This is a genomic window from Amycolatopsis sp. NPDC045836, assembly GCF_056431745.1.
This window is the reverse complement of the sequence record NZ_JBWKKF010000005.1, coordinates 352,566-377,077: the sequence shown is the minus strand read 5'-3', so window position 1 is coordinate 377,077 and position 24,512 is coordinate 352,566. Positions and strand designations below refer to the sequence as shown.

Annotated in this window: 26 protein-coding genes and 2 pseudogenes; 7 read left to right on the top strand and 21 right to left on the bottom strand. The window is 71.1% G+C overall.

What is annotated here, in order from left to right; translation table 11 throughout:
- Nucleotides 1–66: 66 nt before the first annotated feature.
- Both AC07EG_RS11570 and AC07EG_RS11565 read left to right on the top strand, forming a co-directional pair.
- Complete coding sequence (locus AC07EG_RS11570) at nt 67–1,494, top strand: Nramp family divalent metal transporter (RefSeq protein ID WP_478252976.1); 1,428 nt, start codon at nt 67–69, stop codon at nt 1,492–1,494.
- 58 nt (nt 1,495–1,552) lie between these two features.
- Nucleotides 1,553–2,323, top strand: a complete 771-nt coding sequence (locus tag AC07EG_RS11565) for a pectate lyase (RefSeq protein ID WP_478252975.1) — start codon at nt 1,553–1,555, stop codon at nt 2,321–2,323.
- On the opposite strand, the gene AC07EG_RS11560 is transcribed toward AC07EG_RS11565, so the two are convergent.
- From AC07EG_RS11560 to AC07EG_RS11510, 11 genes are all read right to left on the bottom strand, one after another.
- Nucleotides 2,310–3,119: a hypothetical protein gene (locus AC07EG_RS11560; RefSeq protein ID WP_478252974.1), complete on the bottom strand. Its 810-nt coding sequence runs from the start codon at nt 3,117–3,119 to the stop codon at nt 2,310–2,312. The two genes, AC07EG_RS11565 and AC07EG_RS11560, sit on opposite strands and share 14 nt — an antisense overlap.
- Nucleotides 3,116–3,748 carry a hypothetical protein gene (locus AC07EG_RS11555; protein ID WP_478252973.1) on the bottom strand — a complete coding sequence of 211 codons (633 nt, stop codon included), beginning with the start codon at nt 3,746–3,748 and terminating at the stop codon, nt 3,116–3,118. Before AC07EG_RS11555 ends, AC07EG_RS11560 begins: the two co-directional genes overlap by 4 nt.
- Nucleotides 3,749–3,797: 49 nt before the next feature.
- On the bottom strand, nt 3,798–4,940 hold the full coding sequence (locus AC07EG_RS11550; RefSeq protein WP_478252972.1) for a hypothetical protein: 1,143 nt from the start codon (nt 4,938–4,940) through the stop codon (nt 3,798–3,800).
- A gap of 152 nt (nt 4,941–5,092) precedes the next feature.
- Nucleotides 5,093–5,683 carry a GTP-binding protein gene (locus AC07EG_RS11545; RefSeq protein ID WP_478252971.1) on the bottom strand — a complete coding sequence of 197 codons (591 nt, stop codon included), beginning with the start codon at nt 5,681–5,683 and terminating at the stop codon, nt 5,093–5,095.
- Nucleotides 5,664–6,035, bottom strand: coding sequence for a DUF742 domain-containing protein (locus AC07EG_RS11540; RefSeq protein WP_478252970.1), 372 nt, complete (start codon nt 6,033–6,035; stop codon nt 5,664–5,666). Before AC07EG_RS11540 ends, AC07EG_RS11545 begins: the two co-directional genes overlap by 20 nt.
- A complete protein-coding gene (locus AC07EG_RS11535; protein ID WP_478252969.1) occupies nt 6,032–6,457 on the bottom strand; it encodes a roadblock/LC7 domain-containing protein in 426 nt (141 codons plus the stop codon). Before AC07EG_RS11535 ends, AC07EG_RS11540 begins: the two co-directional genes overlap by 4 nt.
- A gap of 50 nt (nt 6,458–6,507) precedes the next feature.
- Complete coding sequence (locus tag AC07EG_RS11530; RefSeq protein WP_478252968.1) at nt 6,508–8,949, bottom strand: sensor histidine kinase; 2,442 nt, start codon at nt 8,947–8,949, stop codon at nt 6,508–6,510.
- Between the two features lie 1,242 nt (nt 8,950–10,191).
- The gene (locus tag AC07EG_RS11525) at nt 10,192–10,746 is read right to left on the bottom strand and encodes a cysteine hydrolase family protein (RefSeq protein ID WP_478252967.1); all 555 of its coding nucleotides are present in this window, start codon (nt 10,744–10,746) and stop codon (nt 10,192–10,194) included.
- Between the two features lie 9 nt (nt 10,747–10,755).
- Nucleotides 10,756–11,226, bottom strand: coding sequence for a nitroreductase family deazaflavin-dependent oxidoreductase (locus AC07EG_RS11520; RefSeq protein ID WP_478252966.1), 471 nt, complete (start codon nt 11,224–11,226; stop codon nt 10,756–10,758).
- Nucleotides 11,227–11,251: 25 nt separating this feature from the next.
- On the bottom strand, nt 11,252–11,875 hold the full coding sequence (locus AC07EG_RS11515; protein ID WP_478252965.1) for an NAD(P)-dependent oxidoreductase: 624 nt from the start codon (nt 11,873–11,875) through the stop codon (nt 11,252–11,254).
- Entirely contained in the window at nt 11,872–12,738 is an 867-nt protein-coding gene (locus tag AC07EG_RS11510) for an EamA family transporter (RefSeq protein WP_478252964.1), read from the bottom strand. Before AC07EG_RS11510 ends, AC07EG_RS11515 begins: the two co-directional genes overlap by 4 nt.
- A gap of 100 nt (nt 12,739–12,838) precedes the next feature.
- On the opposite strand from AC07EG_RS11510, the gene AC07EG_RS11505 reads away from it, so the two are divergent.
- Nucleotides 12,839–13,708, top strand: coding sequence for a LysR family transcriptional regulator (locus AC07EG_RS11505; protein WP_478252963.1), 870 nt, complete (start codon nt 12,839–12,841; stop codon nt 13,706–13,708).
- Nucleotides 13,709–13,773: 65 nt separating this feature from the next.
- Nucleotides 13,774–14,394 (top strand): hypothetical protein, encoded by a 621-nt coding sequence (locus AC07EG_RS11500; protein WP_478252962.1) that lies wholly within the window; start codon nt 13,774–13,776, stop codon nt 14,392–14,394.
- Between the two features lie 86 nt (nt 14,395–14,480).
- Here AC07EG_RS11500 and AC07EG_RS11495 read toward each other — a convergent pair whose 3' ends face one another.
- The 3 genes from AC07EG_RS11495 to AC07EG_RS11485 are packed head-to-tail and all read right to left on the bottom strand — an operon-like array spanning nt 14,481 to nt 17,709.
- A complete protein-coding gene (locus AC07EG_RS11495) occupies nt 14,481–14,918 on the bottom strand; it encodes a response regulator (protein ID WP_478252961.1) in 438 nt (145 codons plus the stop codon).
- Nucleotides 14,915–16,495 carry a sensor histidine kinase gene (locus tag AC07EG_RS11490; RefSeq protein ID WP_478252960.1) on the bottom strand — a complete coding sequence of 527 codons (1,581 nt, stop codon included), beginning with the start codon at nt 16,493–16,495 and terminating at the stop codon, nt 14,915–14,917. Before AC07EG_RS11490 ends, AC07EG_RS11495 begins: the two co-directional genes overlap by 4 nt.
- Complete coding sequence (locus tag AC07EG_RS11485) at nt 16,492–17,709, bottom strand: PP2C family protein-serine/threonine phosphatase (RefSeq protein ID WP_478252959.1); 1,218 nt, start codon at nt 17,707–17,709, stop codon at nt 16,492–16,494. Before AC07EG_RS11485 ends, AC07EG_RS11490 begins: the two co-directional genes overlap by 4 nt.
- 192 nt (nt 17,710–17,901) lie before the next feature.
- On the opposite strand from AC07EG_RS11485, the gene AC07EG_RS11480 reads away from it, so the two are divergent.
- Nucleotides 17,902–18,351, top strand: a complete 450-nt coding sequence (locus AC07EG_RS11480; RefSeq protein WP_478252958.1) for an ATP-binding protein — start codon at nt 17,902–17,904, stop codon at nt 18,349–18,351.
- A gap of 66 nt (nt 18,352–18,417) precedes the next feature.
- On the opposite strand, the gene AC07EG_RS11475 is transcribed toward AC07EG_RS11480, so the two are convergent.
- The 5 genes and pseudogenes from AC07EG_RS11475 to AC07EG_RS11455 form a co-directional block, all read right to left on the bottom strand.
- Nucleotides 18,418–19,095: a fasciclin domain-containing protein gene (locus AC07EG_RS11475; protein ID WP_478252957.1), complete on the bottom strand. Its 678-nt coding sequence runs from the start codon at nt 19,093–19,095 to the stop codon at nt 18,418–18,420.
- Between the two features lie 79 nt (nt 19,096–19,174).
- A pseudogene (locus tag AC07EG_RS11470) lies at nt 19,175–20,707 on the bottom strand (molybdopterin-dependent oxidoreductase).
- A gap of 42 nt (nt 20,708–20,749) precedes the next feature.
- A complete protein-coding gene (locus AC07EG_RS11465) occupies nt 20,750–20,926 on the bottom strand; it encodes a hypothetical protein (RefSeq protein WP_478253095.1) in 177 nt (58 codons plus the stop codon).
- A gap of 83 nt (nt 20,927–21,009) precedes the next feature.
- A pseudogene (locus AC07EG_RS11460) lies at nt 21,010–21,120 on the bottom strand (hypothetical protein); the annotation flags it as partial.
- Complete coding sequence (locus tag AC07EG_RS11455) at nt 21,069–21,719, bottom strand: glycosyl hydrolase (RefSeq protein ID WP_478252956.1); 651 nt, start codon at nt 21,717–21,719, stop codon at nt 21,069–21,071. The pseudogene AC07EG_RS11460 and the gene AC07EG_RS11455, both read right to left, overlap by 52 nt.
- A gap of 117 nt (nt 21,720–21,836) precedes the next feature.
- On the opposite strand from AC07EG_RS11455, the gene AC07EG_RS11450 reads away from it, so the two are divergent.
- Entirely contained in the window at nt 21,837–23,141 is a 1,305-nt protein-coding gene (locus AC07EG_RS11450; RefSeq protein WP_478252955.1) for a cytochrome P450, read from the top strand.
- 1 nt (nt 23,142) lies between these two features.
- On the opposite strand, the gene AC07EG_RS11445 is transcribed toward AC07EG_RS11450, so the two are convergent.
- Entirely contained in the window at nt 23,143–23,277 is a 135-nt protein-coding gene (locus AC07EG_RS11445) for a hypothetical protein (RefSeq protein ID WP_478252954.1), read from the bottom strand.
- Between the two features lie 83 nt (nt 23,278–23,360).
- Entirely contained in the window at nt 23,361–23,570 is a 210-nt protein-coding gene (locus tag AC07EG_RS11440) for a helix-hairpin-helix domain-containing protein (RefSeq protein WP_478252953.1), read from the bottom strand.
- 94 nt (nt 23,571–23,664) lie between these two features.
- Here AC07EG_RS11440 and AC07EG_RS11435 point away from each other — a divergent pair, with 94 nt between their 5' ends.
- Entirely contained in the window at nt 23,665–24,486 is an 822-nt protein-coding gene (locus AC07EG_RS11435; RefSeq protein ID WP_478252952.1) for an alpha/beta hydrolase family protein, read from the top strand.
- Nucleotides 24,487–24,512: the final 26 nt, after the last annotated feature.

The window sequence follows — 24,512 nt, the reverse complement described above, 5'->3', positions numbered from 1 at the left end:
ACCCGGGTGGGTTCCCGGGTACGATCTCCCGTCAAGATCTCCGAGTCGCGGCGAAGGGATCACCCGATGACGAGGCAGCACAACGACGTGACCGCCCGTTTCCCGGCGAGCAGGCACCTGCCGCCGCCCGAACTCCGGCCGTTGCCGGAAGCCCCGGCCTCCACCTGGCGGATCATCGGCCCCGGCGTGATCGCCGCCGGGGTGGGGCTCGCCTCCGGCGAGTTCATCCTGTTCCCCTACATCGCCTCCCAGATCGGCCTCGGCTTCGTCTGGGCGGCGCTGATCGGCCTGGCCACCCAGTTCTTCCTCAACATGGAGATCGAGCGGTACACCCTCGCCACCGGCGAAACCGCGCTCACCGGTTTCAGCCGCTACTGGCGGCACTGGGGCCTGGTCTTCGCCGTGCTGACCATGCTGGCGAACCTGTGGCCCGGCTGGGCGACCAGCTCGGCCACCCTGATCACCTACCTCTGGGGCGGGGACGTCGGCTGGATCTCGGTCGGGCTGCTGCTCGCCATCGGCCTGATCCTCACCCTCGCGCCGGTGGTCTACGTGGCGCTGGAGAAGGCCGAGATGCTCAAGGTCGCCGCGGTGCTGGTGCTGCTGGCGGTCGGCGCGGTGGTGGCGATCTCCGCCGACGCCTGGGCGGACGTGCCGAAGATCGTCACCGAGGCGAGCGTGCCGATCGACCTCGGCCTGGCCTTCCTGATGGGCGCGCTCGCCTTCGCCGGGGCCGGTGGCGGGCAGAACCTGGTGCAGAGCAACTGGATCCGCGACAAGGGCTTCGGCATGGGCCGGTACGTGCCGCGGATCAAGAGCCCGGTCACCGGCAAGCCGGAGGCCGCGCCGAGCACCGGGTTCATCTTCGAACCGACCGAAGAGCACCTTTCGCGGTGGCGCGCGTGGTGGCGCTTCGCCAACCGCGAGCAGCTCTACACCTTCGTGCTGATCACCTTCCTGTCCATCACGTTCACCTCGCTGCTGGCCTATTCGACCGTCCACGGCCGGTCCGACCTGCCGAACAACATCGGCTTCCTGCGCATCGAGGGCCAGGTGCTCTCCGACACCGTCGGCGTCTGGTTCGGCACGCTGTTCTGGGTGGTCGGCGCGCTGGCGCTGTTCGCCGCCGCACTGGGCATCGTGGACTATTCGAGCAGGCTCACCGCGGACGTGCTCAAGACCGCGTATGCGAAGGACGCCAAGGAAAGCACGCTGTACTTCGTCGTGGTCTGGGTGCTGGTGCTGGCCGGCTGCGTGATCGTGCTGGCCGGGTTCGCCCAGCCGCTGATCCTGCTGGTGATCTCCGCCTGCGTCGGCGGGCTGATGATGTTCCTCTACTCCGGGCTGCTGATCGTGCTGAACCGCAAGGTGCTGCCGGAGCCCATCCGCATCCGCGGGGGGCGCACGGCGGTGCTCGGCTGGTCGGTCGCCCTGTTCGGGGTGCTCAGCGTGCTGACCATCATCGAACAGGCGGGCAAGCTCTTCGGCGGCTGAGCGGCGGAGTCCACCCGGCGTCCGCCATTGTCCACGTGGTTCTTCCTACGCTGCTCCCGTGCGAAAGAAACTGACAGCGCTCTTCACGGGCGCGCTCCTGACCAGCGGCCTGCTGTGGTGGCCGTCGACCGCATCGGCGGCGCCCGTGCCCGCCTGGCCGACGCCGACCGGGCAGGTCAGCGTGAACGGCACGGTTTCGGTCCCGGCGAGCGGCCTGGACGGCGGCATGAAGCGGTACTGCTGCATCGGCGACGGCGGCCAGGAGGAGGACCAGGACCCGATGTTCCTGCTCGCTCCCGGGGCCACGCTGCAGAACGTGATCATCGGCGGCCCGGCGGGGGACGGGGTGCACTGCTCCGGCCCCTGCACCCTGCGCAACGTGTGGTGGGAGGACGTCGGCGAGGACGCGGCGACCTTCCGCGGCAGCGGCGAACCCGCCTTCCTGGTCGACGGCGGCGGCGCCCGGTCGGCCGGCGACAAGGTGTTCCAGCACAACGGCGCCGGAACGCTGACCGTGCAGGGCTTCCAGGCGAGCGGGTTCGGTGCGTTCTACCGCTCGTGCGGCAACTGCTCCACCCAGTACCAGCGGGACGTGGTGCTGCGGGACGTCACGCTGACGCGGCCGGGCAACCGGGTGGCCGGGATCAACACCAACTACGGCGACACGTTCCGGGCCAGCGGCCTCACCATCGTCAACGATCCCAGCCGGAAGATGGTGATCTGCCAGAAGTACATCGGCAACGACGACGGGGACGAACCCGAGCAGAACGGCTCCGGCCCCGACAGCACCCACTGCCGCTACTCCCCGGGCGACATCAAGTACCAGTAGCCAGGCGGGCCCGCCAGTCCTCGAAAGCGGGGACCAGCTCACCCGTCAAGCGCGGCACCACGTCGTCGAGGTAGTGCCGGTAGAGCGGGACCAGCTCCGCCGCCAGCCGGGGCCCGGCTTCGGCCGGGTCCAACGGCTGCCCGGCGCGCACCCGCTCCGCCAGCCGGACCAGTTCCTTCGCCGGTGCCTGCGGCCGGGCCAGGTACCAGGCGATCGCCTCGTCGTTGCGTGCCGCCCGCCCGGTGGTTTCCGTGTTGGTGTAGAGGAATCTGACCGGGAACAACACGGCTTTGGTGAACCACACCGGATCCGCCAGCAGCCGGCGCGGCTGGTGGAACTCCGCGACCACCTCGTCGGTGGCCAGCACCCCGACGGCGAACCGCGCGCCCTCCAGCCGCGCTTCCGCCCCGGAGGGACGCGCCACCTGCCCGGCCACGTCCTCACCGAACAGCAGCTCGCCGTGCTCGGCCAGTTCGAGGCGGTCGATGGCGGGGAACCGCCCATCGTCCCGCCCCTGGCTCAACGCCGGCAGCGAAGCCCAGAACACCGAAACCTTGCGGTGCAGTTCTCCCTTGTCCCGCAAGGCTTCGCTGGTGCTCGCCACCGCGTCCGCGTCACCTTCGCGGCGATCGGTGAGCACCAGCGCGAGGTCGATATCGCTGACCGCCTGGGAAAAACCGCCGTACGCCAGGCTGCCGAGTAGGTAGGCGGCGGCCAAGCGGCCGGACAGAGCTTCTTCGCAGGCCCGGGCACTCTCCAGCGCGACGGCGCGCGCCGGTTCGAGCCCGGTTCTCACGCGGCGACCAGGCCGGTGTCCTGCCGGGCGCATTCGGCGATGCGGTCGGACACCACGTTGATCACCTGCCACGCGCGGTCGAGCACGGCGATCAGGTCTTCGGCGTTCCAGTCGCCGCGCTGCCGCAGCACGCGGTACCCCATTTCGAGGTGCTCGACGTCGGCCTCGTCGTGCAGTTCGAAGTACGGGTCGTCGGGGAAGGCACGGGTGCCCGCCTGGCTGAGCACCAGGCTGCCCGCTTCCAGCGCGAGGTGCGCGAGCACGGTGCGGCCGATGCTCGGGAGCACGGCGAACTGGTCGACGAACCAGGAGGCACCCGCTTCGATGACCGGGTCCCAGACCAGCCGGGTGTCCTCCGCGCGGGTCCTGGCCAGGATCGCGTCGTGGCCGACCTCTTCCTGCTGGTGCTCCAGGGCCAGCGCCCGCTGCTCCGGGTCGGTTTCGTACATCACCCGGGCGCTGATCATCCGCTGGAAGGCGTTCGACCAGGGCTGCAGGTAGGTCAGCACGGCACGCTTGGTGGCTTCGGGGGTGTTCTCGTCGGACAGCAGGCGGATCAGTTCCGACGAGGCGTATTCCTGTTGCCGCTGCTCGTTGTAACGGGCGATGCGCTCGACATCCTGGCTCACGGTCGGCTCCTTCTTGTGGCGGTGCGCGGAGATCATCTTTACCGGGAACTCACTCGGAATCAACAGGTGTGAGCAGATCGGCGGTCCGCCTGGGGTAGACGGGAAGGCGGAAGTAGGTGGTGACGTCGGCCTGCCTGCCCGCGGCCCGGTAGCTGACCAGTTCCAGCAGCCCCCGGCTGTGCTCCAGCGGTTCTCCGGCCAGCGCGAACGCCAGCGCCCGCAACCCGGCCGGGTCCACGCCTTCGCGCCGCAGCAACGCGGCGGTCCGCTCCACGGCTTCGGCGTCGTCGGCGGCCAGGTCGGCCAGCCGGAGGTAGGTCGAGCACTCCGCGGCCTGGTCCAAACCGGACCGGAAGGCCAGGCAGCTCAGCGCCGCTTCGCCCGCGTCGGACCGGTTTCCCGCCAGTGCGCGGAAAGCGGTCAGCGCGCTCGCGGCGTCGTGGTCGCGCGCCACCGAAGCGATCCGGTTGACCTCGTCGAGGTCCGCGTCGTGGTTGCGGTAGTAGATCTTCACCCTGGCATCGGCGTGCTCGGCCAGGTCCACCGCGAAGAACTCGATTTCCCGTTGCCCGGCAACGCTTTCGATGCTCGTGCGAGCCCGGTCCCACGCCTGCGCCATGCCCAGCTGCGACATGGCCGCCGCCACCGCGGCGTGGCGGTCGGCGAACGGCCAGGTGTACAAGCCGAAGTACGTCTTGTGCACCGGCCGCGACGGCGGCCGCCAGGCCACCGAATGCCACAGCGGCGCGTCCGACGGGCGCCCCGCGTCGGGGGTGAACAACTGGTGGATCTCCCCCCAGCGCCGGGTCAGCGCGGCCCGGCCGAACCGCGGATCGCCCGGCTCCGCAACGGAAATCGGGCCGGGTTCGTCCGAAGTGTCCCCCAGGCAGTCGAACAGCACCCGGAGTTCGGGCCGCGTTCCCGACCAGTTCACCGACATCTCCGCCGGGAACCCGTCCCCGGCGACGTAGGACGGGCGGACGGGTGTGGTCCCGATCCACTCCCCGGCCCACGACGGCAGCGCCGCCCGCAGCACCCTGCTGCTCCGGACGGCCTCGGCGGTCGGTACCCCGAGTGTCGTGCACGCGGTCATCCACAGTCCACAAAGGAACTCGTCGAAGCGCAGGTCGTGCGGGGGAAAGCTGTCGATTTTCCTTGCCCCGACTGACAACCGCGGCGAGCTGGAGATCACGCGGCCGATGCTAGCACTTAGGTGAGAGTTCAACTGTCTCCCTGAACCCGGGTGGCCTAGTCAATTGGGCCATGTGGGTTGATCAGCGCTTGCCACGGCGCACTCGGGTACCCACGGTTACCACGACCGGGCGAAGATCGCTTCGCCGCAGGTCAGACGGTCGCCGGCAGCACCGCGGTCATCGCGTGCTTGACCAGCCGGATCAGCGCGAGCTTGCTGGAATCGCGATCGCGTGCGTCGCACATCACAATCGGCACGTGGTCCGGCACGACCACCGCTTCCCTGATCTCGTCGGCGGTGTAGCGCGGTGCGCCCTCGAAGCAGTTCACCGCGACGATGAACGGGATCTTCCGCCGCTCGAAGAAGTCGATGGCGGCGAAGCTGGTCTCCAGCCGGCGGGTGTCGACGAGCACGATGGTGCCGATGGCACCACGCGCCAGGTCGTCCCACATGAACCAGAAGCGCGACTGCCCCGGCGTGCCGAACAGGTACAGCACGTGCCGCGGCGAAATGCTGATCCGGCCGAAGTCGAGCGCGACCGTGGTGGTCTTCTTGCGCTCCACCCCGGACAGGTCGTCCACCCCGGCGCTCGCCTCGGTGAGCACCTCCTCGGTGGTCAGCGGCGGGATTTCGCTGACCGAGCCGACCATGGTGGTCTTCCCCGCCCCGAAGCCGCCGGCGATGATGATCTTGACCGGCGTCGGGACGTTGTCCCCCGCGTTGTCAGTATTTGATGAGGCCATCGAGAACCGCCTGAAGAGTTTCGAGGTTCGGCGCCTGCGCCGCGTTGTGGTTGGGGGCCCGCATGATCACCAGGCCGCGTTCGATCAGGTCACCGCAGAGCACGCGGACGACCCCGAGCGGGACCTTGACGTACACCGCGATCTCGGCCAGCGACACCGGGTTGCGGCACAACCGCAGGATCGCCGCGTGCTCCGGGCCCAGCCCGGCCGGCTCCTGCTCCGTGCGCAGGGTCATCACCTGGGTGGACAGGTCGAGCTTCGCGGTTTCGTCGGGGGTCCGGCCGCTGGTGATGGTGTAGGGCCGCACCAGCGGCCCGGCGGCGTCGTCGAGCCAGTTGTAGCCCCCGCTCACGTGACTTCCCGCAGGGTGGCCGCGGCCTCCCGGGGAGCGGCGGTGAGGTAGTCGCCGACGCGCTTGACCAAGCGGTTCATCTCGTAGGCGATCATTTCCACGTCCACGTTCTCCCCGGCCAGCACGGCGAGGCAGGCGCCCTGGCCCGCCGCCGAGACGAAGAGGTAACCCAGCTCCATCTCGATCATGTTCTGCAGCACCGCGCCGCGGGCGAACTGCCTGCTCACCCCCTTGGCGAGGCTCTGCAGGCTGGACGCGATGGCGGAGAGCTGGTCCGAGTCGTCCTTGCTCATCCCGGCCGACTTGCCGAGCAACAGCCCGTCGGCGGAGAGCACGATGGCGTTCTGCGCGCCGACCACGCGGTGGACCACGTCGTCGAGCAGCCAGTTGAGATCGGGTTTGCCGTTCCCGTACTCGTTCATGCGGTTTGACCTTGACTTTCCTGTGTGGACGTTGCCGGGTGTGCGGCCGGCTATTGCTGGTCGGCCACGTCACGACCGCGGCGGGTTCCCTTGTGGAACGCCGCCAGCGAGCGCGCGGTGCTCTCCCCCGGAACCACGTCGTTCCGGCTGTCCTCGCCGGGCTCCTGCTCGAGCTGGGCGGCGAGGTGCTGCTGGGGTTCGCGCCGGGGCAGCCGCGGCCGGTCGTCGGGCCGCTCCGGCGGTGGCGGGGGTTCGGCCGGTGCCGGGGCAGCGGCGTACGGGGGTTCCACCGGTGGCGCGGTGAACAAGGAGTCAGCCGGGGTGGCGGTGCGGGCCGGGTACGGCCGCGGTTTGGTGTCTCGCTTCATGGGGATCTGACCGGTGAACGAGCTGGGTGGATCCGCGACCGGGGCGGAGTTCTCCCTGACCCGCTGCGCCGGGGCACCCGCGTGCGCGAGCACCGGGGCCTGCTCCGGCTGGGCTTCGGCCGCTTCACCGCCCGCCTCGGCGCCCTCGGTGTTCTCCGTGTTCTCCGTGCTGTTCTGGCCCTGCTTGCCCGCCACGTACTGGTTCGGGATCAGCACGGTGGCCCGGAGACCGCCGTAGCGCGACGGGTCGAAGGTGACGGTGATGCCGAGCTTGGCGGCCAGGCGCGCGACCACGAACAGGCCGAGGCTGGAGTCCGCCCGCAGGGCCATCGCGTCGAATTCGGGCGCTTCGGCCATCATCTCGTTGGCCCACTGGCGCACGCTCTCCTTCATGCCGAGACCCTGGTCCGAAACGTCGACCACCACCCCGCGGGCGACCACGCGGCCGGTCAGCTCCACCGGCGAACCCGGCGGCGAGAACGAAGCCGCGTTGTCGACCAGCTCGGCCACCAGGTGGATGACGTCGGCGACCACGGCACCGATGAGCGCCACGTCGGGCACCTGCTCGACCTGGACCCGGGAGTACTGCTCGGTTTCCGAGACCGCCGAACGCAGCACGTCCATCAGCGCGATCGGCTTGCGCCAGCGGCGGCCGGGCTGCTTGCCCCCGAGGATGATCAGGTTCTCGGTGGTGCGGCGGGCGCGGGCGGCGAGGTGGTCGAGCTGGAACAGCGACGCCAGCTGCCTCGAGTTCTCCTCGCGTGCTTCCATCTCGTCGAGGATCTGCAGCTGCTGGTGCACCAGGACCTGGTTGCGGTGCGCGATGCCGAGGAAGACGTTGTGCACACCGCTGCGGGCCTTCGCCTCGCTCGCCGCGGCGTTGACCGCGGTCAGCTGCGCGAGGTTGAACGCTTCGGCCACCTGCCCGATCTCGTCCCGGCCGTGGTCGAGCTGCGGCAGCTCTTCCTTGACGTCGACGGGTTCGCCGTTCTTCAGCCGGTTCACGATGCGGGGCAGGCGGTTGCGGGCGAGGTCGAGCGAGTCGTTGCGCAGGCGGGCCAGGCGCGTCATCAGCGCGCGGTCGACCAGCGAGCGGGACACCCGGACGGCGACGATGATCGCCGCGAGCGAAGCGAGCAGCGCCAGGATGCTGCCGATGACGGCGTTGCGCAGCTGGGCGTCACCGGAGTCGATGGCCGCCGCGGAAACCTTGTCGGCCTGTTCGATGGACAGGTCGTTGAGGCTCTGCGCGACCTGCTCGCTAGCGCTCTGCCAGTCCGCTTCGGTCACCGGCACGGTGTTCTGCCCGGAACCGGCCCACGGGCCGCGCTTGACCAGCGCGTCCTCGGCGGCCACCAGCTGCTTCCACGCCGGGCCGGCGATCAGCGCCTGGTACTTCGCCCGCACCTCGGGGTCGAGGAACGGCTCGACCTGGTGCAGCTGCGTCCGGTAGGAACCGGACAGCCGGGTGAACTCGACGAAGTCGTCCGGGGCGAAGGCACCGGCGGCGAACGCGGCCGAGACCAGCGAGGTTTCGCGGGACATCAGGTCGCCGGCGCGGAACACCGTGGTCGCGGTGACGCCGCCGTGCGCGGCTTCGGCGTCCGGCACGATGCGGGCCTGGGTGTCGAACAGGTTCGACGCCGAGTCCAGCACGCCGTTGTAGTAGTCGTTGACCTGGGCGCGGTCGATGCTGCGGAAGTTGATCTGCGAGCGCAGCACCGGCAGCTGGTCGAACTGGCCCTTGAGCGCGTTGACCTTGGCCGCGACCTCGTCGGGGGCGCTGGAGATGGTCGAGGCGAACGCGGCCTGCAGCACGCTGAGCCGCTCGTCGGTGGCCTTCTGCTGCTCCTGCAACCGGCTCTGGCCCACCGCCGGGTCGTCCAGGAACTGCAGTGCGATCTGGCGTTCCTTCTGCACCGCGGCCAGCGCGGTGGCCGCCGGGATGGACACCTCGCGCACCGAGGCCGCGACCAGCCGGACGTAGAGACCGTTGATGAAGAAGTACGAGGACACCGCGGTCCACAGGACCAGCAGGGTCACGCTCGGAATGAGAACGGTCCTGGTCAGCCTTTTGCGGATCGACTTGTCATACGGTTTGTCGGACTCTTCTTTGCTCGGCACGGGGATTCACGAACTCCTGAAATGACAGTCGACTACCGCGGATCAGATCAGGGCGTTTTTTACCACGAAACACCCCGCCGTGTTCGCGCGCCCACACCCAGTCCGGGGGTGCATCGCCGCCGGGAGACGGTGATCACCTTCCGCAGCGGGGCGGCTACCGGCGTTTGCCGAGGTACCGGCGTCGAGGAGCAGTCGACTACGCCGAACGGGTGAAGGTCAAAAACCTTCCGTAATTCACGTTTGACGGCCAGGCGTCCACCCCGTGAGACCCGAGCAACCTTCGCATGTCGACGCCGACCAGGCCAGGAACCGGGTGCGGCGAGCCCCGACGGCTCGCGCTCCCCGTCCCCGCGACTCCGGCGGCACACCTACCCGGAGTTGCCTCGAACGAGACCACCTGTCCGATGGACCAGTCCGCCGGCGGGCGGCCGGGCGCTGCCCGCGAGTAGCACGGATCCCGCTCAGCGCAAGATCATCATCGTCACACCGGCGCCCTTGCCGGGCACCGCTGTTGAACATTGCGCAAATCCGCGCTTGTCGAAGTTCCAACCGGCTGGTGAATTGCGCATTACCCCGCCGAACCTCGTAATTGCGGCCTGGATCCGCAATTTACGGTCGTACGCCGCCCCTGCCACCCGAGCTCGCGGCGGCGCCGGAACAGGCCGCTGGCCAGAAGCAGCACACGCCGAGCCCGGCCGACGGCCAGCGGCAGCCCTCGAACGCGCCATCACAAGCCGGACCGGGCGCAGTGCGGGCAGACCGAAGCACTCGCCGCGGCGCTGCTCAACTCGGATCCACAGGTCCAGCTTGTCGGTGCCGCCGGAAAACCCATTCCGCAGTTGACGCTGAGCCCAGCCAGCAGCCAGCGACAGCCATCGAACGCACCGTCACAAGCCGAGCCGGGCGCAGCACGGGCAGACCGAAACACTCGCCGCAGTGCTGCTGCTCGGCCCGGGTTAGCAAGTCCAGCTCATCGGCGCCACCGAACACCCCATGCCACAGCCGACACCGAGCACAGCCAGCAACCAACCCAGCCAGCGACAGCCCTCGAGCGCGCTGTCACCGACCTGGGCCGAGCGCAGCGCAGGCAGACCGAAGCACTCGCCACGGCGCTGATCGACTCAAGTCGATAGGCCCAGCTCATCGGCGCCACCGAAGAACCCCACCCCACCGCTGACACCGAGCCCACCGCGGCGACACCAAGCACCCCAGCAGGAGAAGCCGGATGGCCGCGAAGCCTACTCAGGAGGCGAACTCCACCTCCTTCGCCGGAACGGCCGCCGCGGTGCGCCCCGGAGCGGTGTGGTAACCCCAGTACAGGTTCGTGTGCGCGATGACCTGCTCCGGCGGCGGGGCGCCGTAGGCGCTCAGGTCCTCGGTGGTGTGGGCGTCGCTGACCAGCGTGGCGTCATAACCGCGGACGACGGCGCCGTGCAGGGTCGAGCGGATGCAGACGTCGGTCGACGCGCCGGTCACCACCAGCCGCCCGGCGCCGAGCCCGGCGAGCACCGCCTCCAGTTCGGTCTCCTCGAACGAATCGGGGTAGTTCTTGGGCACCAGCGGCTCGCCTTCCCCCGGCACCAGCTCGGGCACGATCCGCCAGCCCTCACTGCCCCGTTCGAGCTGTTCGTCGGAGTGCTGCACCCAGACCACGGGCACCCCCTCCGCCCGCGCCCGGTCGACCAGCGCGCGGATGTTCGCGACCACGGCATCACGCTGATGTGCGTTGGCCACCACGGAATTCTGCACGTCGATCACCACGAGCGCGGTGTTCGGCCGGTTGTCCAATGTGCTCATGGGGCGACTCTAACCCCCGCCACCGACAGTTTCGGGACCGAAGGCGACCGCCCGCGGCAGGACACCGGCGGCACGCGGGTCCTCCGGCACGCCGAGCACGGGCGCGAGGCGCCGCCACGCCCGCGGGTGGCGGGCCCGGTAGTCCACCAGCAACCGCCGCGTCTCGTCCGGCTCGAGGTACCGGTGCCGCGGCGCCGGCCAGCGCGTCCGCCCGCTTTCCACGAAGTAGGCCGGAGCCGCGGCCAGGTTGCGGTACCAGTCGGCCTCGGCACCCCAGCCGGCCACCACCACGATCTCCCGCGGCGAGTACCGCACCACCTCCAGCACCACCTCCCGCAACCGGCCCGACTTCCGTCCGATGTGGACCAGCCGGACCAGGCGGTGGCCGAACAGGAAACCCAGGTGCGCCCGGTAAACCAGGATCGGTGCCCGGAGCAGGGCACGCAGGGGGCCACGAGGTGGCCGGGCGGTCAGCGGCATACCGCCACCGTACCCGGTCGCCGGTTCAGTACGCGACGGTGAAATGCCGTTCCCCACCGGGTTCTTCGACCTCGTCGAGCACCGCGACGGCGAGGTCTTCGGCCGAAATCCGCGACGTCCCGTCCGGCGCGGTGAGCAGCACGGTGCCCCCTCGGCGGTACGCGCCGAGCCGCTCGCCCGGTTCCAGCACCGCCGGCGGGCTCAGGTAGACCCAGTCCGCCGGATGCGCTTCACAGGCCCGCAGTTGCGCGACGCTCGCCGTGGCGATGGTCCGCCACCGCGCCGGAACGTACCTGGGGTCGTCGAGCACCAACCGGTCCCCGTCTGTCCTCAGTGGACCAGCGCCGCCGATGAACAGGATGCGCCTGCCCGCGGCACCGGCGGCGTCGAGCAACGCGGTGGTGGTCGCGCCGACCCCGTCCTCGTCGCCCACCCGCGGCCGCGTCGCCCCGACGACCACGTCCACCCCGCGGAACAAGGCGGTGGTGCGGTCGCGATCGGTGGCGTCCGCACGCACCGCCCGAACCCCGTCCGGCAGTGGCGGGACCGCGCCCCGGTGGACGGCGGTGACTTCGTGACCGCGGCGCACGGCCTCGCCGACCACCCGCGAACCGGCCATGCCTGCCGCACCGACAACGGCGATCTTCATCGGAGAACCCTTTCCCTGCTACTGGTTTGAGGAAGTTGACCCGCCACCATCGCGGCGAGCGCCAGCGCGAAGCCGGCGAGCTGGACCGGACCGAGGTCCTGGCCGAGGACGAGCACGCCGAGCAGCGCGGCGACCATCGGGGAGAGCAGCACCAGCACAGCGACCGAGGTGACCGGCAGCAAGCCGATCCCGCGGAACCACAACGCGTACGCCAGCAGCGCGCCCACCAGGCCGAGCCAGAGGTAACCGGCCGCGGCGGGCAGGTCGATCGACGGAGGCGCGCCTTCGGCGGCGAAGGTGAGCGGCACCAGGAACAACCCGCCCGCGGTCAGCTGCCAGCCGGCGATCGCGAGCGGGCCCACCCCGGCGGGCCTGCCCCAGCGCTTGGCCAGCGTGACGCCCAGCGCCATGCCCGCCGAGCCGCCGAGCCCGGCGAGCACGCCCACCAGGTCGAACCCGGCGGCCGGGCCGAGCACCACCATGCCGATGCCGGCCACCCCGGCCAGCCCCCAGGCGAGCCGGGCCACCGACGGCCGTTCGTGCAGCACCCCGGCCGCCAGCACGGCGACCACCAGCGGCTGCCCGGCGCCGAGGGTGGCCGCCACCCCGCCGGGCAGCCGTTCCGCGGCGACGAACAGCAGCGGGAAGAACAGGCCCATGTTGAGCACGCCCAGCACCGCCGCCCGCCACCACCACCCGCCCCGGGGCAGCGTCCTGGCGATGGCCAGCGCGAGCAGCCCGGCGGGCAGCGCGCGCAGCAGGCTGGCGAACAGCGGGTGCCCGGCGGGCAGCAGTTCCGTGGTGACGACGTAGGTGGTGCCCCAGACCGCGGGCGCCACCGCCGTCAGCGCGGTGGTCGTCACTGGGGAAGAGGAGGTGTTCACCGGTTCAGTGTCGGCTGACCAGCATTGATGAGTCCAATACATGTTTGTCAACGGATCCATCGTGGTCCAAGATGGATCCGTGGAACTCCAGCACCTGCGGTACGTGCTCGCCGTGGCCGAGACGAACAGCTTCACCCGCGGCGCCGAACGCTGCTTCGTCGCCCAGTCCGCGCTCAGCCACCAGATCGCCCGGCTGGAACGGGAACTGGGGGCGAAGCTGTTCGACCGCACCAGCCGCCGGGTGCGGCTGACCGCCGCGGGCGCGGCGTTCCTGCCCGCCGCGAGGCAGTGCCTCGACGCCGCCGAGCGCGCGGTCGCGGAGGTCGCGGCGGCCGTCGGCGAGGTGCGGGGCAGCCTCACCGTCGGGGCCATCCCGACCGTCGCGGCGGTGGACCTGCCCTTGGCGCTGCACGAGTTCCACCGGCGTCACCCGCAGGTGCGGGTGGGCCTGCGGTCCGGGGCCAGCGAGGAACTGGTCGAGCGGGTCAAGGAGGGCGTGGTCGAGGTCGCCTTCCTCGGCCTGCCCACCACCGCCCGGCCGCAGGGGGTGGACTACCGCGAGCTGGGCCGCGACCACCTCGTCGCGGTGACCGCGCCGGACCACCCGCTGGCCGGTGCACCGGAGGTCGACCTGCGCCGGCTGGTCGAAGAGACCTTCGTGGACTTCCCGGCCGGGACCGCCGGGCGGCTGCAGTCGGACCAGGCGTTCGCGGCGGCGGGCCTGACGCGCGAGGTCGCCTTCGAGGTGACGGCCGCACCGGACTTCATGGCCAAGCTGATCCGGCAGGGCCTCGCGGTGGGCATGCTGCCGCCCGCCTACGCCGCGCAGCTCCCCGGGGTGGTGACCGTCCCGGTGCGCGACGCCCCCGCTCGCGTGGAATACCTGGCGTGGAGCCGATCCGGGCTCGGCCCGGCGGCGAAGGCGTTCCTCGAAGCGCTGCCCGGGTAACGGTGCTCCCGCCCCGCACGACAGTTCATTCGACGTGGGGTGGCCCCCGTCCGGAAAGGGTGGGGATGCACGACTCGACCCAGCACCTCGTCACGCAGAACCGGATCGCGAAGTGGGCGCTCTTCGTCTCCGTGCTGGCCCTGCTCGCGACGGGCGGCAACTACTACTGGAGCCAGCGGCAACTCGAGGAGGCCAAGGCGCAGTTCACGCTGGCCGGGCCGCAGTTGTCGCTGACCAGCGGGGTCAACCTGAACTCACCGGACGCCACCGAGGGCGGCAGGGCCTCGTACGACGCCAAGGACGCCCCGGCGCTCAGCAAGGCGGTTTTCGAGCAGTACGAACAGGTGTGGCTGCGGCTCACCGTGCAGAACACCGGGCGCATGGACACCACCCTCACCGGCGCGCGCCTGCGGCTGGGCCCGGAAACCTGGCTCGCCCACGACGACACCGGCACGGCGCTCACCTGGTGCACCGCCAGGAAGGGCACGATGACCAAGTGCGCGGACGCCCTGCCGACCACCCTGGTCCCCGGCCTCAGCTACGACATCTACTTCCCCCTGCACGACGTCCGCGACCGGCTGCGGGAGGTGCCGGGCCCGGAACCCAGCCTGGTGGCCGAAGTCAGCGCCACCGGCCTGCGCACCCCCACCCTCACCGAACCCACCGGCATCGTCCTCACCCGCTGACCCGCGCCGTCACGCGGCCGGACCACGCACGCGAACCTTCGCGCACGCGCAACCCGGTTCCCTGAACGCGGCCCGCCGGGAGCTCGCTATCGCGGCAACTTCACCACGGTGACGAAGAAGTCGTCGATCTGGCGGACCACTTCGACGAAGCGCTCGAAATCGACCGGTTTGGTGACGTAGGCGTTGGCGTGCAGGTCGTAGCTGCGCAGGATGTCCTCTTCGGCCTCCGACGTGGTCAGCACCACCACGGGGATGCTGCGCAGGTGCGGCTCGGCCTTGATCTCGGCGAGCACCTCCCGGCCGTCCTTCTTCGGCAGGTTGAGGTCGAGCAGGATCAGGCCGGGACGCGGGGCGTCCGGGTAGGTGCCGGTGCGGCGCAGGAAGTCCAGCGCCTCCACCCCGTCGCTGACCACGTGCAGCGAGTTGCGGATCTTGTGGTGCTCGAACGCCTCCTGCGTCATCAGCACGTCACCCGGGTCGTCCTCGACCAGCAGGATGTCGATCGGCGCCAGTGATTCGGTCACGGGTTCTCACTTTCCGCTGCTTGCGCTGGGTTGGCCGGGGATTCCCCGGAAACGGGCAGGGTGAACCGGAAACGGGTCCGCCCCTCGGGGGCCTCGGTGTCCAGCCAGATGCGGCCACCGTGGTACTCGACGATCTTGCGGCACATGGCCAGGCCGATCCCGGTGCCGGGATAGGCGCTCTTCGGGTGCAGCCGCTGGAAGATCGCGAAGATGCGGTCGGCGTACTCCGCCTCGATGCCGATGCCGTTGTCCGTGACCGAGAACACCCACTCGTCCCCGGCGCGGTCCGCCTCGACGTGGATTTCCGGTGGCTGCTCGCCGCGGAACTTCAGCGCGTTGCTGAGCAGGTTCTGGAACACCCCGGTGAGCAGGCTGGCTTCACCGTGCACGACCGGCAGTTCGCCGTAGGTGATGGTGGCACCGGCTTCCTCGGCCACCGCTTCGACGTTGCGCGCCGCCTGCCTGGCCAGCTTCCCGGTGTCCACTTCGGCGCTTTCGCCGGTTTTGCGGCCCACCCGGGAGAACGCCAGCAGGTCGTTGATCAGCGCCTGCATCCGGCGGGCACCGTCCACCGCGAACTCGATGTACTGGTCACCGCGTTCGTCCAGCTTCCCCTGGTACCGCCGTTGCAGCAGCTGGCAGAAGCTGGCCACCTTGCGCAGCGGCTCCTGCAGGTCGTGCGAGGCGACGTAGGCGAACTGCTCCAGGTCCGAATTGGACCGCTGCAGCTCGTCCTGCGCCCGCTGCAACTGGGCGACCTCGGCGACGATCCGGCGGCGCATGTCCTCCACGTCGGCGCCCAGCTCGACCAGCTCACGCGGCCCGCTGACGCTGACCTGGCGGTGCAGGTCGTCCTCGGTGACCGATCTGACCTCGGCCGCCAGGGTCAGCAGCGGCCGCGCGATGGCCCGGCGGAACCCGAGGTAGAGCGCGGCGAACAGGGCGATCAGCAGGACGGCGACCGCGACCAGCATCGACTGCAGGAAGCCGGCCGTGTCGTCCAGGTCGGCCCGCGCCTCGATGCGCGCGTTGGTGTAGTTGGTGCGCTGCACGTCGAGCACCTGGCGGACGCCGTCGAAGGCGGCCTTGCTCTGCTCGACCTGTGCCGGGCCGATCGGCGGGGCGCCGGGTGCGGTCCAGCTGTCGGCCAGCCGCTGCCACTGCCCCGCCCGCTCCAGCACGGCGTCGAGGTCCGCGCCGTGCGCCGTGCCGGGCTGGGCTCCGGCGTCACGCAGGGTGGCCACCGCCTTCGCCTGCTCGGCCAGGCCCTGCGGGTACGGCGCGAGGAAGCGGCGGTCACCGGTGAGCAGGTAACCGCGGACACCGGTCTCCTGGTTGAGCAGGGCCGCGGTGAGCGTCTGCACCCCGGTCAGCCCGGGGTCGATCTGGTCGACCAGGCGGATGCGGGCGCCGTCCAGGCTCTCCACCGCCACCACCCCGGCCACGATCACCCCGATCAGGAGCGCGGCGGTGATGCTGGCGAGCAGGGTGAGCCAGCGGCGGATCGGCCAGCTCCGCGCGGCCCGGCTGCGCTGCTGGCCGGGCGTTTCGGTGGCCTCGGCAGAAACCTCGTTCACGCGGCCTCCTGGTGGCTGAGCAGGACCACCGCGACGTCGTCGTCGAGCGGGCCGCCGTTGTGGAGCTCGACCTCGGCGATCAGGTCGTCGAGCACCTGGGCGGGGGCTTCCCGCCAGCCGGGCCGGGTACGCAGCAACCCGAGGAACAGTCCGGTCATGTCCTCCTGCCCCAGCAGTCCGGCGCCGCGCCCACCGCGGCCTTCGAAGATCCCGTCGGTGCACAGCAGCAGCGTCCAGCCCGGTTCGAGGGCGACCTCGACGGGTTCCCAGCGGGCGTCGGGCAGCACGCCCAGCGGCACGCCGAGGCGGTCGACCGGCAGCAGCCGCGAACCGGTGCCGGTGATCAGCAGCGGTGGCGGGTGCCCGGCCAGCCGCATGCGCAGCGACCGCCGGTCCGGGGCCACCGACACCACGCACGCGGTGGCGAAGTGGTTGTGGATGCGCTCGTGGGTGAGCACCTGCTGGACGGTGGCGAGCACCTGGTCCGGCGGCAGCCCGGCGAGCACCAGCGAGCGCCAGGCGATGCGCAGGGCGACCCCGAGCGCCGCCTCGTCGGGCCCGTGGCCGGAGACGTCGCCGATGATCACGTGCAGGGTGCCGTCGGCGGTCTCGACCGCGTCGTAGAAGTCGCCGCCGAGCAGCGCGCCGTCCCGGCCGGGCCGGTACCTGGCGGCCAGCGACAGCTCGGCCGAGGCCAGCAGCGGCGTGGGCAGCAGCCCGCGTTCCAGCCGGTTGTACTCGCTGGCGAGCAGCTGCTGCTCGCGCAGGGACTGCTCGACCTGCTCGGCGCGCTTGCGCTCCCAGGCGTACCGCAGCGCCTTGCTCAGCAGCGGCCCGTCGACCTGGCTCTTGACCAGGTAGTCCTGGGCTCCGGCGGCGACCGCGGCCTGGCCGGTGCGCTCGTCGGCGCGGCCGGTGAGCACCACCACCGCGGTGGCGGGCGCGGCCCGGCGCAGGCGGGCCACCGAGTCGATGCCCATCGCGTCGGGCAGGGCCAGGTCGAGCAGCACGCAGTCGGCGGTGATCGGGGCCGACAGCGCTTCGGCCAGCGTGCCCACCCGGTCCAGGGTGGTCGGCTCGAGCACGTCGGCGAGCATCTCCTCGACCAGCAGCGCGTCGCCGTCGTCGTCCTCGACCAGCAGCACGCTCATCCGGTAGCCGGCCGACAACCGCGGCAGCGGACCTGCCTGTTCAGGCGAGTGAGCCGGGCCCATCCACCCTCCGAATCCACCGAGTCCGCCATTTGCCGCCATACCCGGACGGCCGTCCCGGGAAGGCTACACACCCCCGCCGGCGGGGTTCGCGTAAGCTCGCCGCGTCGCCGGAGAGGTTTACGCTGGGGTACTCACCGATCAGCTATCCGAGGGGACAGCGTCTTCCGATCGGGGGAAAGGGCAGCGACCGTGGTGGACAGCGATCCAGGACAACACGCGCTGGATCTTTCCGGTGACCCGGCGGAACTGGGCCGGGTCCGCGCCTGGGTGCGGGCCGCGCTGGCCGGGGTGCCCGGCATCGACGCCGAGGACCTGGCCGACATCGTCGGCGCGCTGGACGAACTGGCTTCGAACGCGGTCCGGCACGGCGCGGCGCCGCGCCGGGTCGTGCTGCGGCACACGGCCGGGTCGCTGCGGGCCGAGGTGAGCGACGGGTCGCCGGTGCGGGCCGAGTACCGGGCGCCGAGCACCGACGGTGGCCGCGGGCTGCGCATGGTCGACGCCTACGTCACGGCCTGGGGGCAGACCGAGCACGAGGGCGGGAAAACGGTGTGGGCGGAGTTCGCCCTGCCCGCCGCCGAGCCGACCGCCGCCGACGTCGGCAGCAGGCAGGCGGGCGACGGCACGGCCGAGCCCGGCTGAAACCGGGCAGCGGAACGCGGCGGCGCCGCGTGGTGCGCGAAGCCGCCGCGGGGTACCCGCCGGTGCCTACTGGTTGGTGCCGGGCATGAGCACCTTGTCGACGACGAAGACGGTGGCGTTCTTGGTGGGGATGTTGCCGCACAGCACCTTCGCGCCGTTCACGGTCAGGTTCTCGCCGCTGCCCTCGATCTTGAGCGGGCCACCGGCGGTGTTCAAGCTCTCCAGCGAACCACCGGCGGCTTCGAGGCCCTTGGCGTCGTAGCGCTTGGCCACCACGTGGTACTGCAGGATCGGCGCCAGCTCGGCGGGCTTGCCCGCCAGTTCGTTGAACTTGGCGTCGCCCAGCTCGGCGAACGCCGGGTCGGCCGGGGCGAACACGGTGATCGCCTGCTGGCTGTTCAGGGTGTCCACCAGGTCGGTGGCCTTGACCGCGGCGACCAGCTTGGTCAGCAGCGGATTGGTCGAGGCCGCGCTGGCCACCGGCTGCGGGCCCATCGAGTCCAGCGAACCCGGCTCGCTGCCCTGGGGCAGCTGGGAACAGGCGGGACCGAACACGTCGGCGTTGGTGGTCACACCCTCGCCCATCGCGGCGGGAGCCGTCATCGGCGGCGCCATCTCACTCGACGGCGCCGGGGCCGGGGCGGCGTTGTTGGCGGGAGCAGCCGCATCGTCGGTGCCGCACGCGGACAGCGACAGCGCGGCCACCGCGGCGAAACCGATTCCGGCGGCACGAAGGTTCTTCACGGGAGATCACTCCAATTTCGGCGGGAACTGCGTCTTGACTGGCATTCGGAACCGCGGCGGGAGCGGATTGCCCATCCCGTCATTTCGCGGAAAAAGAAATCGTGTGCCTGCCGGTGGCGCCGTCGGGCACGGTGCCGCGGCGCTCCTCGGTCTGGGTGTACCCGGAGCTGTCGGTGGCCCGGCAGGAGAACTGGTGGGTACCGGCGGGCACCTCGAACTCGTGCCACCACATCCGCCAGGTGTCGCGGTTGACTTCCTTCAACAGCAAGGCTTCCTGCCACGGACCGCGTCGAGGCGGACCTCCACCCGGTCGATCCCGGTGTGCTGCGCCCAGGCCGTGCCGCCGACGCGCACCCTTCCCGCGGGAACCGTTTCGAACCCCTTGGGGAAATCGATGCGGGACTGCGTTTTGATCGGCGCCCGCTCGGCCCAGCCCCGTTCGAGCCAGTACGCGCGCCGGGCCGCCCAGGTGGTCAGTTCCAGGTCGGTCACCCATTTGGTGGCCGACACGTAACCGTAGAGGCCGGGGACCACCAGCCGGGCCGGGAAACCGTGTTCGACCGGCAGCGGTTCGCCGTTCATCCCGATCGCCAGCAGGCCCCGGTCCAGTGCGTCGGCCACCGGTGTCCCGGCGGTCCAACCGTCCACACTGGTCGAGAACAGCTGCTCGGCGCCCGGTCGCACCCCGGCTTCGGCGAGCAGTTCGCCCAGTTCCACGCCGACGAAGTCGGCCGTGGACACGTAGGGGCCACCGACCTCATTGGACACACAGGTCATCGTGATGGTGCGTTCCACCAGCGGCCGGTCGCGGATGTCGGCGTAGGTGCAGGTCCGTTCCCGGTCGACCAGGCCGTGGATGCGCAGGCTCCAGTCGCCGGTGCGCACCTGCGGCACCGTCAACGCGGTGTCCACCCGGTAGAAGTCCTTGTTGGGCGTGAGGAACGGCGGGGTGCCGAGTTTGGCGAAGTCGGCGTCGGCGGGGATCGCGGGCGCGGGGCGCACGGGCACCAGCGCGCCGACGTCCGCCCGTGAGGCAGCGGCGTCGCGGGTACCGGCGAGCAACTGCCCCGCGGCACCCGCCACCCCCGCACCGGCGACCACCCCGGCCCCGGCGGCCAGCACCGCCCGCCGCGACGGTCCCCCGCTGCCCGCTTCCCGGCCGCCCCGGAGGAACCGGTGCAGGACGAGGAAAACGCCGACTCCGGCGAGCAGGCCGGCCACCGGGGCGAGCAGCGCCACCCCGGTCAGGTCCGGGCGGGCGGCCACCGCGACGACGCCGACCACGCCGAACACCCCCGATCACCACCACCCCGGGCACCGCCGACCGCCGGGACGCCAGCCCCGCGGCCACCGAGCCGAGCAGCAGCACCACGGCCATGCCGAGCAGCAGCACGAGCTTGTCGTGGGTGCCGAAGGTGCGGACCGCGAAGTCCTTCAACCCGACCGGCGTGAGGTCGATCGCGCCGTTGCCCACGGCGAGGTAGGGCGAAGCCCCGTTACCGGCGAACCCGGCGACCAGGTGCCCGGTGGCCAGCGCCGCGAGCAACGCGAGCACCCCCGCCAGCGCCGAGCGGAGCACCGGCAGCCGCGATCTTTCGTCCAACCTGCTCATGCGGTCATTCGGCACCGGCGGGTCCCCGGATTGGCGGCTCATTCACCGGAGCTGGATTTCGCCCTGGTTCAGCACACGCGGGTGGAAGTAGCCCGCCTGGATCTCGGCGTTGGTGTTGTTGCCGAGCAGTTGTTCCGACCAGACCGTGAAGTAGCTCCACCGGGGCTGGCCGTCCAGCACGGCCGCGTCCGGGACCTTGCCCAGTTCGGCCACGGCCACCGGTTTCTACCCGGCTGGTAGTCGGCCTGGGTCGGGCGGCCCTTGTACCAGACGTCCAGCGAAACCACGTCGACGTAGTCGTGGCCGTGGTAGTACCGGGCCCAGCCGCCCGCCGGGTTGTCCTGCACGTTCCACACCCAGATCAGGTTGTCCAGTCCCTTGCCCGCGAGGTGGTCCCTGGTGATCCGGTACAACTTCGCGCCGCCGTCCGGACCCGGCCGGTTCCCCACCAGTTCCACGTCTCGTCCATCTCGTGCAGCGGCCGGAACAACAACGGGACCCCGGCGGCCTCCAACTGCTGCAGGTACGGCACGAACTCGTCCAGCCGCCGCTTCCACGCCTGGTTCAGCCCGGTGCCGCCGGTGACGATCTCGCGGAACTGCGGCTCGGAGATCGAGGTCTTCACGCCACGCCACCGTCGAATTCGCAGGTGCTCGGCCCGGCCGGCGTACACGCGTGCCAGGTCAGCGCCACCAGCGAACCGTTGGCCCATTCGGTTTCGCCTGGTCGACCACGCGTTGCCGGTTGGCGACGTCGGGGCGCGGAACATCAGGTCACCACCCCAGAGCCCGGGGTACTGCCCGGTGACCGCGTGCACCTGCGCGGTGTACTGCGACGGCAGCGAAGCCGGTTCCTTGTTGTGCTGCCCGGAAACCACCCCGGAACCGGCGGTCGCCCGCAGGTGGTCGGGCAGCTGCTGCTTCGCGGTGGGCGGGAACGCGTGCGCCACCGGGACGAGCAGAGCGGCGGCGAGCACGGCGGTGGTGAGCGTGCCGAACGGGCGAGAACGCATGGTGTCCACCTTTCAACGGCGAAGCACCGAAGCTGGCCAGCCGGGCTCGGAGCGGTCCACATTGTTCAGTAAAACCGAGCTTGACCAGGCACTCCCGCCTTCCCTACCGTTGGTAAGGTGACCACTGCCGAGACGATCAAGCCGGTCGTGCGCTGGGGGCTCGGCCACGCGCTCCCCCGCACCGCGTTGCGTGCCGCGGCCCGGCGCGGTGATCTGCAGGCTCGCCTGTTCGTCGAGGCGAGCGCGGCACCGACGGCCGAACTGGCCGAGGTGTTCGACGGCATCCGCGCCCGCGGGCCGCTGCTCAGGTCGCGGTTCGTCCACGCCACGGCCACCCACGCCACGGTGAAGGAAGTGCTGACCGGCAACGACTTCCGCAGCGGGGTCGGCGCGGCCGGGGACGGCGTGCTGGCGCGGCTGACCGAGTGGTCGGCCAGCGGCCTGCTGCACCCGGTGGCCCCGCCGTCCCTGCTGGCCACCGAACCGCCGGACCACACGCGTTACCGCAAGCTCGTCACCAGGGTGTTCACCGTGCGGGCGGTGGAGAACCTGCGGGCGCGCACCGAGCAGATCGCCCACGACCTGCTCGACCGGCTCGACCCGGCCGATCCGGTCGACCTGGCCGCCACCTACTGCGGTCAGCTCCCGGTCACCGTGATCGCCGAGATCCTCGGGGTACCGGCCCGCGAACGGCAGCGGGTGCTGGAACTGGGCACCGCCGCCGCGCCCAGCCTGGACATGGGCCTGCCGTGGCGGCAGTTCCGCGCGGTGGAGGCGGCGCTGGCGGCGTTCGACGACTGGCTGGGCAGGCACCTGGACCACCTGCGGGAGCACCCCGGTGACAACCTGCTGAGCAAGCTCATCGCGGCCCGCGAGGACGGGGTCGGCCTGACCGACCGCGAACTGCGGGCCACCGCCGGACTGGTGCTGGCGGCCGGGTTCGAGACCACGGTGAACCTGCTCGGCAACGGCATCGCGCTGCTGCACGAGCACCCGGGCCAGCGCGAGGCGCTGCAGGCCGATCCCGGTGGCTGGCCGAACGCGGTCGACGAGATCCTGCGCGTCGACCCGCCCGTGCTGCTCACCGGGCGGACCTGCCTGCGGGACACCGAGGTCTCGGGGGTGCGGGTGCCGGAAGGGGCCGTGGTCACCACGATCCTGGCCGGGGCGAACCGCGATCCGGCGGTGTTCACCGATCCGGCGAGGTTCGACGTCACCAGGGAGAACGCACGCGAGCACCTGTCGTTCTCGGCCGGCAGGCACTACTGCCTCGGTGCCGCGCTCGCCCGGATGGAGGGCGAGGTCGGCCTGAAGGTGTTGTTCGACCGCTTCCCGCGGCTGCGGCTCCTGCCGGGGGCGCGGCGGCGCGCCACCCGGATCCTGCGCGGTTACGAGCACCTGCCGGCGCGGCTGACCACCTGAATCACTCCCGGCCGAGCACGATCGTCGGCTCCAGGTCGGTTTCGGAGAACTCGTCGGTGCGCTCGGTCTGCACCGGGATCTCGATCGAGGTGGCCGGCTCCGGTTCCGTGGTCTCCCGCTCCCGCGTGCTCGTCATGTGTCTCACCTTCGTGCTCCGTGCTTTTGCGCTCCTTCCGAGATACCCGCCCGCGGCGGCCGAAACCCGACGAACGGGTGAAGTCAGGCGAAGGAGAGCCCGCGCGCGGCGAGTTCCTCTTCGAGGATGCGGATCGCCTTCGGGCCGACGCCGTGGATCTTCAGCAGTTCCGCCGCGGTCACCGTGGTCAGCTGTTCGAACCTGGTGTAGCCGTGGTTGGCCAGTTCGCGTGGCGCCACCTTGCCCATCCGGCGCGGGAATTCGGTCGGCGCCACCACTTCTTCGGTCGACATGCCGGAATCCTAGGCGGTTCGCCGGTGGCGAAAGCAGGATCACCGGCGCCCTCCGCGTGACTACGGTGGCAGCACACCGACCTCTGGGGGACACATGGAGAAGATCACCGGTACCGCCGCCGGGGTGCCGTTCACCGCCCTGCCACCAGCCGGCGCCGGGGACGGGCCCGCGCCGCTGCTCGTCACCTGGCACATGCTGGACGCCCCGCGCACGGACGCGGCGTTCGCCGCCGCGCTGCCGATGGCCGGGGTGCCCGCCTGGCGGGTGCACCTCGGCATGCCGATGTGCGGGGCGCGCATGGTCGACGGCCGGCTCGACGCCGCCATCGCGCTCGCCCGCGAGGACGTGCTGCTGAAGTTCCTGGCCCCGTTCGCGCACCAGGCCGCCGGGGAGTTCCCGGCCGCGCTCGCCGCGGTGCGCGAACAACTCCCGGTCGACGACGGGCCGATCGGCGTCCTCGGTGCTTCGCTCGGCGGGGCCGTGGCGCTGCGGGTGCTGAGTTCGCGGGTGCCGATCCGCGCGGCGGCGCTGGTCAACCCGGCCGTGCGGGTGGGCTCCGCGGTGGGGCTCGCCGAAGGTCTCACCGGGAAGCCGTACCACTGGACCGAGGAAGCCGAAAAGGCCGCCGCCGAACTGGATTTTGTCGCCCGTGCCGGGGAAATCACCGGTCAGCCGCCGCTGCTGCTGGTCAGCGGCGAGCGGGACCACCCCCGGTTGCGCGCGGACGCGGCCGAGCTGATCGGGGTGCTGCGCGAGCGGTACGCCCAGCCGGAGCAACTGGAACTGGTCGAGGTGCCCGGCCTGGCGCACCCGCTGGCGGAGGAACCCGGGCTGGAGCCGGCTCCGCAGCTGCCCGCGACCAAGGCGGTCGACGAGGTCCTGACGCGGTGGTTCACCCGGCAGTTCTCGGCCTAGGGTCGTTTCGTCACCCGATCGAGGGG